Origin of the sequence: Lawsonibacter sp., from assembly GCF_022777125.1 — a bacterium.
GTDB lineage: Bacteria > Bacillota > Clostridia > Oscillospirales > Oscillospiraceae > Lawsonibacter_A > Lawsonibacter_A hominis.
This window is the reverse complement of the sequence record NZ_JALFGV010000138.1, coordinates 1-11,819: the sequence shown is the minus strand read 5'-3', so window position 1 is coordinate 11,819 and position 11,819 is coordinate 1. Positions and strand designations below refer to the sequence as shown.

Sequence of the window (11,819 nt, the reverse complement as noted above, 5' to 3'; positions counted from 1 at the left end):
CAGAGCCTCGATGGCTGCCGTCAAGGGCGCCAGCAGCCCCAGGTTATAGGCGTTTTTCATCAGGGAGCGGCCCATCAGAAATTCCAGGGAGAGGTAGTGCACCTGGCGCAGATGCTCGGTGGATACCCTGTCCTCGGTCGCCAGCTGCCGCTCGTTGATGATGTCCCGCAGCACCAGGGCGCAGGCCTTGAACATATGCAGGCTGGTGGCCTCTTCCACATCCCGGCCGAAATTGCGGCGCAGCTTGCCGGTGATGAGGTTCATCAATTCTTTCTTGCTGTACGTATGCAATGCAGACATCTCCTTAACAATTAAGGAATTGGATGGAAGCAGACACAGTTCGCTCCGCAGGCGGGCCTAACCCCACCTGCGGAGCGGTCATTTTATCACAGTGTTAATTTTTTGTCAAGCGGGGCTCATTTGCCGGTCAGCCAGCCGTAGATCTCAAGATAATCCCCGGCGGAGCGGCCCCAGGAGAAGTCGGTCGTCATGGCGTTTTTCATCAGGCCTTTCCAGGCCTTTTTGTCCGTGTGGTACAGCCCCACGGCCGCGCCCAGCACGCCGGTCATCTCCTGAACGTTGATGTTGGCGAAGGAGAAGCCGTTGCCCTCCCCGGTGAACTGGTTGTAGGGAACGACGGAATCCTTCAGGCCGCCGGTCTCCCGCACCACGGGGATGGTGCCGTAGCGCATGGCGATCATCTGAGAAAGGCCGCAGGGCTCCGAGATGGAGGGCATCAGAAACAGGTCTGCGCCGCCGTAAATGGCGGTGGACAGATTGGGGGAGTACATCATATGGGCGGCAAACCGGCCGGGATACTGGGCCTGCGCCTGGCGGAAGGACTCCTCGTAGTTCCAATCCCCGGTACCCAGCACGATCATCTGCACGTCCATGGCCATGATGTCATGGATGGCGGCGGTGACCAGATCGAAGCCCTTATGCTTGACCAGACGGGAGATACAGGCGACGATGGGGGTATCGGGCGCCTCCCGCAGGCCGGACATCTGCTGAAGGGCGGCCTTGCAGTTTTTCTTGCCCTGCATCTGCCGGGCGGAAAAGAACTTGGTCAGCCCCTTGTCCCGCCAGGGGTCGTACCCTTCGGTGTCGATACCGTTGAGGATGCCCCGCAGCTTGTGGCGGTTATTGGCCAGCACCCCTGCCAGGCCGTGGGCGTAGAAGTCGTACTGGAGTTCCTCGGCATAGGTGGGGGAGACGGTGGTGACATAGTCGGCGGCGTAGATGGCCCCCTTCATCAGATTCACATCCCCGTGATACTCCAGCATATGCTCGTTGAAATATCCGGCGTTCAGGCCGAACAGGTCCTGAAGGGTCTGGCTGCCATAGCGGCCCTGGTACTCGATGTTGTGGATGGTAAACACGCTTTTGGTGTCGTAGAGCTGGGGAATGCGGTGGCGCTCCTCCAGCAGGTAGATGGGCACCAGCGCCGTCTCCCAGTCGTTGCAGTGGAGCACGTCGGGATGCCAATCCAAATGTCCGACGCTCTCCACGACGGCCCGGGAAAAGTAGGCGAAACGCTCGCCGTCGTCATAGTGGCCGTAGATGCTGGAGCGCTTGAAGTAGTATTCGTTGTCCACAAACCAGTAGGTGACGCCGTCCCGCTTCAATTCAAAGACGCCGCAGTAGGGGGTGCGCCAGGCCAGGGTGATGTGGAAACACTGCAGGAAGGTCATCTGGCTGCGCCAGTCCTCCCCGATGCCCTCGTAGAGGGGGAGGATGACCCGCACGTCATGGCCCTCCTTGGCCAGCGCCTTGGGCAGGGATCCGGCCACGTCGGCCAGCCCGCCGGTCTTGATAAAGGGCGCGCATTCAGAGGTGGCAAACAGAATGTTCATAGCTTACTCCTTCAAAGAAAGATGGAACGGGAGCGGCGGGGCGCCGCAGCGCATGGGGCGAAATCCGCACGCGGCGTTTAGACGATCTCGTTCTTCGCGATAGCCAGCGGATAGGTGCTGTGGCCCATCAGCATGCGGCCTGGATTTACCCGTACATTCTTGTCGGTAATGGCGTATTTCAGCACCGCGCCGGCCTGGATGGCCGTGCCCTGGAAGAGCACGCAGCCGGAGACCCTGGCCCCCTTTTCCACCCGCACGCCCCGGAACAGGATGGAATTTTCCACCTCGCCCTCAATGATGCAGCCGTCGGCCACCAGGGAGTTGACCGCATGAGCGCCTGGGCCGTAATAGGTGGAGGGATTGGACTGGTCCTTGGTCTTCACCGGGCGCTCCGGCACGAAGAGCTGGCGGCGGACCTGGGGATCGAGCAGCTCCATGCTGCGGGCAAAATACCCCGCCACCGACTGGAGCCGGGCAGCGTAGCCGTCAAAGACGTAGGGGAAGATCTTCAGAGCGTCCACCATGGGCTGGAGCACGCCGGTGCTGAAGGAGGGGATGTTATGGGCCGCGCAGTGATCCACCAGCGAGAGCAGCAGAGACTTGGAGAGGATGTAGACCTCCAGGGATTCGCAGCCCTGGGGAAGGGCGGGATGGACGGCCACGTCGCTCACCCGGCCGCTGGCGCCGATGGTGAAGTAATCGCAGCACTTGGGGTCGCCCTTGGGCTGGCGGGTGCATACGGCGGTGATGTCGGCGCCGCATTTCAGATGCTGCTCAAAGATGTCGGTGATGGGCAGGTTGACCGCCAGGTCGCCCCCGGCCAGGACCACATAATCCTGGCGGATGTTTTGAAGGTAGGAGCGCACGCCTGCCAGCGCGTCCATCCTGCCCCGGTAGATCCCCTCCCGTTTGTTGGCATAGCCGAAGGGGGGGAGGATGCGCAGGCCGCCGTGTTTGCGGGAGAGGTCCCAATCCTTGCCGGAGCCCACATGGTCCAGCAGGGACTGATAATTGGTGTGTACGATCAGGCCCACGTCGTCGATGCCCGCATTGACCAGATTGGAGAGCATAAAATCGATGATGCGGTACCGGCCGCCGTAGGGGATGGAGCAGGTGTTGCGGTGCTGGGTCAGCTCCCGCAGGTCGGGATTGGAGAGATAGGCGAAGATGATGCCGTGCAGCTGGTTCATCATTTCGCGCCGCCCCCTTTCACATTCCGGGTGATCATGGCCTTGGGGGGCACCACGGCCCCTTCCCCCACCCGGAGGTTCTGGGCCACCACGGCTACTCCCCAGCTGTCGCTGCCGTCGGGGGAGGCGCCCACGTGGGCATTTTCACAGATGGCCGCGTTCTCCGCGAGGATGGCATACTCCACCACGGCGCCCGCCTTGACGATGGTGCCCGGCATGAGGATGGAGTAGCGCACCACGGCGCCCTTCTCCACGATGACCGAGTGGAAGAGCACGGAGTTTTCCACCCGGCCGTATACCTCGCAGCCGCCGGTGACCATGGAATGCTCCGCTACGGCATGCTCCCCCATAAAGTGGGGAGGCTTGGTGGGGGTCCGGGCGTAAATGGGCCACTCCTGGTCGTACAGGTCGATGCTGGTTTCCGTGGAGAGCATATCCATATTGGCGTCCCACAGGGAGTCGATGGTGCCCACGTCCTTCCAGTAGCCTGAGAAGCGGTAGACCGTCATCGCTTCCCCGGCGCCCAGCATGGCGGGAATGATATTTTTGCCGAAGTCGTTGCTGCTCTTTTCATCCGCCTCGTCGGCGATCAGGTATTCCCGCAGCTTGCTCCAGGTAAAGATGTAGATGCCCATGGAGGCCAGGTTGCTTTTGGGGTGCCGGGGCTTTTCCTCGAACTCATAGATGTTGTCGTTCTCGTCCACGTTCAGGATGCCGAAGCGGGTGGCCTCCTCCAGCGAGACCTCCAGCACCGAGATGGTGCAGGCCGCCCCTGTCTCCTTATGGCGGCGGAGCATCTGGGAATAGTCCATCTTATAGACGTGGTCCCCCGAGAGGATCAGCACGTATTCCGGGTCATACAGCTCGATAAAGCCCAGGTTCTGATAGATGGCGTTGGCGGTGCCCTTGTACCAGGTGCCCTTTTCGCCCTCCCGCATGTAGGGGGGCAGGATGTGCACGCCGCCATCGGACCGGTCCAGGTCCCAGGGCTGGCCGTTGCCGATGTAGCTGTTGAGCTCCAGCGGGCGGTACTGGGTGAGCACGCCCACGGTGTCGATGCCGGAGTTGATGCAGTTGGACAAGGGGAAATCGATGATGCGGTACTTGCCCCCGAAGGGGACGGCGGGCTTTGCCACATGGCTGGTCAGGGCGTGCAGGCGGCTGCCCTGCCCGCCTGCCAGCAGCATGGCGACACACTCTTTTTTCATACGATCACCTCAGGTTGGAAGTGGGGAAGATCAGGGGGTGGCCGGGGCGCTGCCGGCGCTCTTTTTCTGCGCCGGGCCGGCCGCGCGGGTCCGCCGGGGCGGGAATTTCTTGACGCAGCGGTAGATCACCGCGGACATGGGCGGCAGGTCGATCTCCATGGACTGCTCCTGCCCATGGCAGGGCACATATTCGCTTTTGACCGGCGCGGTATCCCCCAGACCGGTACCGCCGAACTCCGGGCGGTCGGTATTGAGTACGCACTCATACCGGCCCGGGAAGGGAAGCCCCAGACGGTAGCCCCTGCGGTGGACGGGGGAGAAGTTGCAGCACACCAGCAGGCAGCCGCCCTTCTTGTCGCGGCGCACAAAGGCGGCGCAGTTGCCCTGGTTGTCGTCGGCGCAGATCCACTGGAAGCCCTCCCAGGAGAAATCCAGTTCCCACAGCTCCTTATGGGCCAGATAGAAGGCGTTGGCCGCCCGGAAGAAGGCCTGGAGGGCGCGGTGACGGTCGCCGTCGCCGGTCTCGTCGTGCTGCTCCAGCAGGTGCCAATCCAGGGACTGCTCGTAGTGCCACTCGTTCCACTGGCCGAACTCGCAGCCCATCATCAGCAGCTTTTTGCCCGGATGAGCGAGCATGTAGGTATAGAAGGCCCGCACACCGGCGTATTTCTGCGCGTCGTCCCCCGGCATTTTGCCCAGCAGGGAACCCTTCATGTGGACCACCTCGTCGTGGGACAGGGGGAGCACAAAGTTTTCGGAAAAGGCGTACATCAAAGAAAATGTAATATCCTTGTGGTTGAACTGCCGGAAATAGGGGTCCAGCTTGATATAGTGGAGAATGTCGTTCATCCAGCCCATGTTCCATTTCAGGTTGAACCCCAGCCCGCCCTGGTCCACCGGATGGGACACCAGGGGCCAGGCGGTGGACTCCTCGGCGATCATCAGCACATCCGGATGGTCCAGGAATACGTGGCCGTTGAGCTGCTGGAGAAATTCCACCGCCTCCAGATTTTCGTGTCCGCCGTGGATATTGGGCGCCCACTGTCCGTCCTGCCGTCCGTAATCCAGGTAAAGCATGGAGGCCACCGCGTCGACCCGCAGGCCGTCGATGTGGTACTGCTCCAGCCAGAACAGGGCGGAGGAGTAAAGGAAGGAGCGCACCTCGTTCCTGCCGTAGTCAAATACCCGTGTGCCCCAGTCGGCGTGTTCCCCCTTGCGGGGATCGGCGTACTCGTAGCAGCATGTGCCGTCGAATTCATACAGGCCGAACGCATCCTTCGGGAAATGGGCGGGCACCCAGTCCAGAATGACGCCTACGCCCGCCTGATGGAGCTGGTCGATGAGCCACATCAGGTCGTGGGGCGTGCCGAACCGGCTGGTGGCCGCGAAATAACCGGTACACTGATAGCCCCAGGACATATCCAGCGGGTGCTCGGTGATGGGCATCAGCTCCACATGGGTGAAGCCCATCTCCTTGACGTAGGGGACCAGGTACTCGGCGATGGTGCGGTAGGAGAGAAACTCGCCCGCTCCGGTGCGCCGCCAGGAGCCCAGATGGACCTCGTAGATGTTCAGCGGATTGTGGTAGACGGGGTGCTCCCGGCGGTATTTCATCCAGAGCTCGTCGCCCCATACATAGCCGGACAGATCGTAGAGCTTGGAGGCGTTGCCGGGGCGGGTCTCGGCGTGAAAGGCGTAGGGGTCGGCCTTGGCCAGAACCCGGCCGTCGGCGGTGTGGACGGCAAATTTATAGGTGTCATAGCGCTCCAGGCCGGGCACAAAGCCCTCCCAAACGCCGCCGCCCACGGGTGAGAGCGGCTGGTCGGTCTCGTTCCAGGCGTTGAACGCACCCATGACGCACACGGCCTTGGCGCGGGGGGCCCAGACCCGGAACACATAGCCCGGCTGGCCGTCCAGCTCGGCGGGATGGGCACCCAGATAATCCTGAGCCCGGACGGCCTGTCCGGCCAGAAATGCCTCCAGCGGCGCCGGTCCAGGGGCCGTATTTGCTGCAAAAGCCATAGGAATCCTCTCCTCGTGGTAAAAGTTACCAAAAACAAGAAAAAGTCAGGAGGACCTTGTTGTCATTGGTAATAAAGAAGCCCCGGATGTGGTGGGACTGTTTGTATAAATTATACAACCTGTTGCGAATATAGTCAAGGATAGGATACGGTAGTGTATGTAAAAATTCCGTCAGGAAGAAAGTAGGCCCTTGTCCAGAACGCCGAAGAGGCCGGAGCGGAAGATCCGCTCCGGCCCCCACTTGTCGAAAAAGCCTGGCAGAGGTTGGCCGCCGCAGCGGCAAGGTCAATTTGAAACAGGGTCAGCCTGCCATGAACAGATTGCGCAGCAGACGGGAGAAGATGCCGGGGATGGTGATGCGCTCCACCGCCTCTCCGGCAACGATGGGGATGGTCTGAAGCGGCTCCCCGCCGATGGAGACCGCCATCTCGCCCAGCTTCTGCCCCGCCTCCACGGGGGCCTCCACATCTTCGCAGAGGCTGACCTGGGTGGTCACCGCATTGACCTGGGATTTGTCGACCAGGATACGGCTGGACTGGGCGAGCACCGGCTGTACCTGTTCACGCTCGCCCAGCAGCACGTCGATGGGCGGCAGGGCCTGGCCGGGATATACGTCCATGAGGGTGTAGTTGGCAAAGCCGTAGCTGAGCAGACTCTTGGCCGCCTCATTGCGGATATCCCGGGTGGAAGATTTGAGGATGACGGCGATCAGTTCCATACCGTCCCGCTCCGCCGTTGCGGACATGCAGTAGCCCGCCGCGTCGGTAAAGCCGGTCTTGAGGCCGGTGGCCCCCTCATAGAAGCGGATGAGCTTGTTGGTGTTGGCCAGCTGGAACTGCCCGTCCCGCAGGGAATCCATCCAGATGGTGGTGTAATCCCGGATGCGGGGGTGGTTCAAGATCAGCTCCCGGCTCATGAGGGCGATGTCGTGGGCGCTGGTCAGGTGGCCCGGCGCGGGCAGGCCGGTGCAGTTGAGAAAGCAGGTATCCGCCATGCCCAGCTCGGCGGCGCGCTGATTCATTTGCGCCACGAAAGCATCCTCGCTGCCGGCCAGGTGTTCGGCCAGGGCCACGGAGGCGTCGTTGCCCGAGGCGACCGCCACCGCCTTGAGCAGGTCGTGTACCGTCATCTGCTCGTTTTCCTTCAGATACACCTGGGAGCCGCCCATGGAAGCCGCCCGGGCGGAAACCGTGACCAGGTCCTCCGCAGCCAGACGGCCGCTGTCCACCGCCTCCATCACCAGCAGGAGGGTCATAATCTTGGTGACGCTGGCGGGCTCCAGCTTGTCGTGGGCGTTTTGTTCAAAGAGGATGGTCCCCGTCTCCTTTTCCATCAGGACGGCGGCGGCGGCATCCACCGGGTTCGCGCCGGCGGCGTGGGCGGGGAGGATCAAAAGAGAGGCGGCCAGCAGGGCCGCAGCTATTTTTTTCATCGGTATGCGCTCCTCCAGACTTGTTGATTTCTCTGTAGTCAAAGGATGTGGAATCAAAGGGACTTCTATGCAGCGCTGAGAAAGTTTTGCACCGGGAAAAATTTTCTGGTATGCTGGAAAAAAACATTTTGCCCGCATCTGCGGCGCAGCGAGGGGGACGGAGGATGGAAACCGTGGCGGTGATCCTGACCGGAGGACGGTCCAGCCGGATGGGGCGGGACAAGTGCGCTCTGCGGCTGGGCGGGGAGACGTTTCTGGAGCGGCTGGTGGAGCGGTACCGGGGGGCGTTCGGACGCGTGTGCGTATCCGTGGACCGGCCGGGGCGCTTCGATCCGGCCGGGGCGGAGGAGGTCTGCGACCGCCGCCCCGGACGCCAGGGACCGCTGGCCGGGCTGGAGGCCGCTTTTCTGCAGACGGGGGCGGAGGCGATTTTCCTGACCGCCGTGGACCTGCCGTTTGGAGACGCGGCGCTGGCCCGGCGGCTGGAGCAGCTGCGGGGAACGGCCGACGCCTGCTGCATCCGCCGCGCCGGCGGCGCGCTGGAGCCGCTGTTCGCGGTCTATGGCCGGGGCTGTCTGGGCGCGGCATCCGCCTGCCTGGAGGAAGGGCGGCGCGCCTTTCGCGGCATGCTGGAGCGGGTGGACTGCCGGACGGTGGACGAGGCCGAACTGCCCGGCTTCGATCTGGAACGCATCCTGCTCAATGTGAACCGCCCGGAGGACTATGCGGCGGCCCGCGCCGCGGCGGAGGAAGCCGAAGGCTGAAGGGAAAAATTCAAATTTCCTCTTTACACAATTGCTTTAGTGTGGTAATATACGAAAGTATTAACGCGCTGCGGCGCTGTTTGGAGGAACCAAGAATGAAAAAGAGACTGCTTGCGCTGGCCCTGGCTCTGGGCCTGACCGTTTCCCTGGCCGCCTGCTCGGGCGGCGCCGGCACCGCGTCCACCCCCGCTCCGGAGACCGCGGCCCCGGAGACCGCCGCTCCGGAGACCCCCGCCGCCGGGAGCGATGTGGCCTATGTTCAGGATAAGGGGACCCTGGTGGTCGGCATGACCGATTTCGCCCCCATGGATTATAAGGACGAGAGCGGCGCGTGGATCGGTTTTGACGCCGATATGGCCAAGGCTTTTGCCGCCGACCTGGGCGTGGAAGTGGAATTTCTGGAGATCAACTGGGACAACAAGCTCATGGAGCTGGAGGCCAAGGGCATCGACTGCGTGTGGAACGGCATGACCCTCACTGACGAAGTCAAGAGCGGCGCGTCCACCTCCGAGCCTTACTGCAACAACGGCCAGGTGGTGGTGCTCCCCGCGGACAAGGCGGAGGACTACCAGAGCGTGGAGAGCCTGTCCGGCCTGAACTTTGCGGTGGAGAACGGCTCCGCCGGCGCCGAGCAGCTGGATGCGCTGGGCCTGAGCTACGTGGCCAAGCAGACCCAGGCCGACGCCCTGCTGGAGGTGGCTTCCGGCGCCTCCGACGCCTGCGTCATCGACCTTCTGATGGCGGGCGCCATGATCGGCGAGGGCACCAGCTACCCCGAGCTGACCTATACCGTGCAGCTCAACAGCGAGGAGTACGGCGTGGCGTTCCGCAAGGGCTCCGACCTGACGGACGCCTTCAACGCCTTCTGGAAGGAAGCCTGCGACGCCGGTACCGTTCTGGAGACCGCCACGGCTTACGGCGTTCAGGAGTCCATCATCGAAAAGTAAGAGGTTCATCATTCTTCGGGAGAGGAAACAGGCAGAGAGCCGTCCGGCTCTCTGCCTTTCCCCGGTTTAAGAGAGGGAATCGCCATGCTTACGACCGTTACGCTCACCCTGCTGGAGGGACTTGTCACCACCCTGGAGCTGTTTGTCCTGACGCTGGTCTTCGCCCTGCCCCTGGGCCTGATCATCAGCTTTGGCTCCATGAGCCGCTTCGCGCCCCTGCGGGGCTTCGTGAAGACGGTGGTCTGGATCATCCGGGGCACGCCGCTGATGCTCCAGATCCTGGTGATCTTTTACGGCCCCGGCCTGCTCTTCGGCCTGCCGCTGCTGCCCCGGTTCACGGCGGCGCTGGCGTCCTTTGTCATCAATTACGCCTGCTATTTTTCCGAGATCTACCGCGGGGGCATCCAGGCGGTGCCCCGGGGGCAATACGAGGCGGGACAGGTGCTGGGCATGACCCGCAGCCAGATCTTCTTCAAGATCACGCTGCTCCAGGTCGTCAAGCGTATCGTTCCGCCCATGTCCAACGAGTTTATCACCCTGGTGAAGGACACCGCCCTGGTGCGCATCATCTCCGTGTATGAGATCATCTGGATGGGAGAGTCCTTCATCAAGAAGGGCATGATCTGGCCCCTGTTTTATACCGCGGTGTTCTATCTGGCGGTCAACGGCATTCTCACCCTGTTGTTCGGCTGGGTGGAGAAAAAGCTGGATTACTTCAAGTAAGGAGGCGTCACGATGTCGGTATTGGAGGTACGTCACATCGAAAAGCATTTCGGCGCCACCCGGGTGCTGGAGGATATCAGCTTCTCGCTGGAGGAGGGGCAGGCCCTGGCCATCATCGGCTCCTCCGGCTCGGGCAAAACCACCCTGCTGCGCTGCCTGAACTTTTTGGAGCGGCCCGACCGCGGGAGCCTCGCCGTGCGGGGGGAGACCCTCTTTGACGCGGCGGACCCCGCCACCCAGCGGGAGGCGGAGGTGCGCCGCAAGCGCCTGCACTTCGGCATGGTATTCCAGTCCTTCCACCTCTTCCCCCAGTACACCGCGCTGGAAAACGTGACTCTGGCCGGACGGCTGCTGGCAAAGGAGCGGGCGGACTATAAGCGGGATCAGAAGCGCATCCTCCGCCAGATCGAGGAGCAGGGGAAGGCGCTGCTGGAGCAGATGGGCCTGAGCGACCGGGCCGGGCACTATCCCCACCAGCTCTCCGGCGGCCAGCAGCAGCGGGTGGCCATTGCCCGGGCCCTGGCGCTGAGCCCGGATATCCTCTGCTTTGACGAACCCACCTCCGCGCTGGACCCGGAACTGACCGGCGAGGTGCTCAAGGTCATCCGCTCCCTGGCGGAACAGAACACCACAATGATCATCGTCACCCATGAGATGGCGTTCGCGCGGGACGTGGCCGATCAGGTGATCTTCATGGACGGCGGCGTGATCGTGGAGCAGGGGACACCGGAGCAGGTCATCGTCCACCCGCAGCAGGAGCGTACGCGGCAATTTTTGACCCGTTTTTCCCAGAATTGAAAAACGGTGAAAAATGTGGTATGATACCTACCGCATTTGTGGCTGCGGCCGCGAGAAGGAGTAGGAATCATGGAAGACTTTTTTCTGCCTGTGCTCTCCCATTTTCAAAATGAAAACTTCTGGACAGCCAGCGCCGGCGCGCTGCGCTACCGGGTGACGCCCCGGGAGGAAGGCCTGGCCGCCGAGGTGTGGGAAGGGCCCTGGCGCTATGAGGACAGCCGGGTGGAGGAGACGCGGACCTTCCCGCTCAGCGACGAGGGGCTGGAGGAGCTGCGCCGGTGGCTGACCGGCTGGCGGGACGCGATCGGCCAACGGCCCCGGCCCGGGCTGGAGGAGAGCATCCGCCGCCGGGATGCGGTCCGGGCCGAGCGGGCCCGCTTGGCCGGTCAGGCGGAAGGGACCGCCTGATCCCGGAGGCCGGCTGTGCTGCGGCAGGGCTTGGAATAAAACGAACGCAAACGCAACGCGATGGAGGATGTGCAAAATGACCTGGGGAGATTATTTCTTTTTTTATGAGTGCCCGGAATGCGGCAAGAAATACCGCTATCCCATCGACCTGATGTCCGACCCGGACTACGGTGCCTGCCCGGACTGCCATGTGATGGGCAAATTTGTGGGCGAGACCAAGGACATCAAGCAGGGCGAGACCAAGTTCTCCGATTACGAGTACGTATAGGGGGCCGTCCGGGGCGGTCCGGCCCGGCGCAGGCACAACCCCTGCTGTACCGGAGATTTGGATCAGGCTGTCGAAAAACCCTCCTGGAGAAGAGCCTGGCAGAGTTGAGCCGTCCGCAGACGATGGAAGGAAAGGAAGCTCCGTCATTTCCGGCGACACGTGCGTCGGAAATGACACCTCTCATGACGGACAGGGCGACTTTTCTG

Annotated in this window: 11 protein-coding genes and 1 pseudogene; 6 read left to right on the top strand and 6 right to left on the bottom strand. The window is 62.5% G+C overall.

The annotated features are described in order from the left end of the window. The 6 genes and pseudogenes from MR825_RS11195 to MR825_RS11170 all read right to left on the bottom strand — a co-directional run. Nucleotides 1-300, bottom strand: a pseudogene (locus MR825_RS11195) (glycogen/starch/alpha-glucan phosphorylase); the annotation flags it as partial. Nucleotides 301-416: 116 nt separating this feature from the next. Next, nucleotides 417-1,853 carry a glycogen synthase GlgA gene (gene glgA, locus MR825_RS11190; protein ID WP_186906345.1) on the bottom strand — a complete coding sequence of 479 codons (1,437 nt, stop codon included), beginning with the start codon at nt 1,851-1,853 and terminating at the stop codon, nt 417-419. 77 nt (nt 1,854-1,930) lie between these two features. Continuing rightward, nucleotides 1,931-3,046, bottom strand: coding sequence for a glucose-1-phosphate adenylyltransferase subunit GlgD (gene glgD / locus MR825_RS11185; RefSeq protein WP_186906344.1), 1,116 nt, complete (start codon nt 3,044-3,046; stop codon nt 1,931-1,933). Next, complete coding sequence (locus MR825_RS11180) at nt 3,043-4,251, bottom strand: glucose-1-phosphate adenylyltransferase (protein WP_186906343.1); 1,209 nt, start codon at nt 4,249-4,251, stop codon at nt 3,043-3,045. The genes glgD and MR825_RS11180 overlap by 4 nt, the downstream gene beginning before the upstream one ends. A gap of 30 nt (nt 4,252-4,281) precedes the next feature. Then, nucleotides 4,282-6,273 (bottom strand): 1,4-alpha-glucan branching protein GlgB, encoded by a 1,992-nt coding sequence (glgB, locus tag MR825_RS11175; RefSeq protein WP_186906342.1) that lies wholly within the window; start codon nt 6,271-6,273, stop codon nt 4,282-4,284. A gap of 301 nt (nt 6,274-6,574) precedes the next feature. Further along, nucleotides 6,575-7,705 carry a D-alanyl-D-alanine carboxypeptidase family protein gene (locus MR825_RS11170; protein WP_287880769.1) on the bottom strand — a complete coding sequence of 377 codons (1,131 nt, stop codon included), beginning with the start codon at nt 7,703-7,705 and terminating at the stop codon, nt 6,575-6,577. A gap of 164 nt (nt 7,706-7,869) precedes the next feature. Between MR825_RS11170 and mobA the strand changes: the two genes are divergently transcribed. From mobA to MR825_RS11140, 6 genes are all read left to right on the top strand, one after another. Next, entirely contained in the window at nt 7,870-8,469 is a 600-nt protein-coding gene (gene mobA, locus MR825_RS11165) for a molybdenum cofactor guanylyltransferase (RefSeq protein ID WP_186906340.1), read from the top strand. A gap of 95 nt (nt 8,470-8,564) precedes the next feature. Further along, nucleotides 8,565-9,416 (top strand): transporter substrate-binding domain-containing protein, encoded by an 852-nt coding sequence (locus MR825_RS11160; RefSeq protein ID WP_287880767.1) that lies wholly within the window; start codon nt 8,565-8,567, stop codon nt 9,414-9,416. An 84-nt stretch (nt 9,417-9,500) separates the two neighbouring features. Continuing rightward, nucleotides 9,501-10,139: an amino acid ABC transporter permease gene (locus MR825_RS11155; RefSeq protein ID WP_186906338.1), complete on the top strand. Its 639-nt coding sequence runs from the start codon at nt 9,501-9,503 to the stop codon at nt 10,137-10,139. 12 nt (nt 10,140-10,151) lie between these two features. After that, nucleotides 10,152-10,937 (top strand): amino acid ABC transporter ATP-binding protein, encoded by a 786-nt coding sequence (locus MR825_RS11150; protein WP_186906337.1) that lies wholly within the window; start codon nt 10,152-10,154, stop codon nt 10,935-10,937. A 69-nt stretch (nt 10,938-11,006) separates the two neighbouring features. Continuing rightward, nucleotides 11,007-11,345 (top strand): hypothetical protein, encoded by a 339-nt coding sequence (locus MR825_RS11145; protein ID WP_287880764.1) that lies wholly within the window; start codon nt 11,007-11,009, stop codon nt 11,343-11,345. Between the two features lie 76 nt (nt 11,346-11,421). After that, complete coding sequence (locus tag MR825_RS11140; RefSeq protein WP_186906336.1) at nt 11,422-11,613, top strand: hypothetical protein; 192 nt, start codon at nt 11,422-11,424, stop codon at nt 11,611-11,613. The last annotated feature ends 206 nt before the right edge of the window (nt 11,614-11,819 follow it).

Bases quoted from the DNA above. Each gene is read 5' to 3' on its own strand.
- glgA (WP_186906345.1), bottom strand. From the start codon at position 1,853: ATGAACATTCTGTTTGCCACCTCTGAATGCGCGCCCTTTATCAAGACC.
- MR825_RS11160 (WP_287880767.1), top strand. From the start codon at position 8,565: ATGAAAAAGAGACTGCTTGCGCTGGCCCTGGCTCTGGGCCTGACCGTT.
- mobA (WP_186906340.1), top strand. From the start codon at position 7,870: ATGGAAACCGTGGCGGTGATCCTGACCGGAGGACGGTCCAGCCGGATG.
- MR825_RS11150 (WP_186906337.1), top strand. From the start codon at position 10,152: ATGTCGGTATTGGAGGTACGTCACATCGAAAAGCATTTCGGCGCCACC.
- MR825_RS11140 (WP_186906336.1), top strand. From the start codon at position 11,422: ATGACCTGGGGAGATTATTTCTTTTTTTATGAGTGCCCGGAATGCGGC.
- MR825_RS11180 (WP_186906343.1), bottom strand. From the start codon at position 4,251: ATGAAAAAAGAGTGTGTCGCCATGCTGCTGGCAGGCGGGCAGGGCAGC.
- MR825_RS11170 (WP_287880769.1), bottom strand. From the start codon at position 7,705: ATGAAAAAAATAGCTGCGGCCCTGCTGGCCGCCTCTCTTTTGATCCTC.
- glgD (WP_186906344.1), bottom strand. From the start codon at position 3,046: ATGATGAACCAGCTGCACGGCATCATCTTCGCCTATCTCTCCAATCCC.
- MR825_RS11145 (WP_287880764.1), top strand. From the start codon at position 11,007: ATGGAAGACTTTTTTCTGCCTGTGCTCTCCCATTTTCAAAATGAAAAC.
- MR825_RS11155 (WP_186906338.1), top strand. From the start codon at position 9,501: ATGCTTACGACCGTTACGCTCACCCTGCTGGAGGGACTTGTCACCACC.
- glgB (WP_186906342.1), bottom strand. From the start codon at position 6,273: ATGGCTTTTGCAGCAAATACGGCCCCTGGACCGGCGCCGCTGGAGGCA.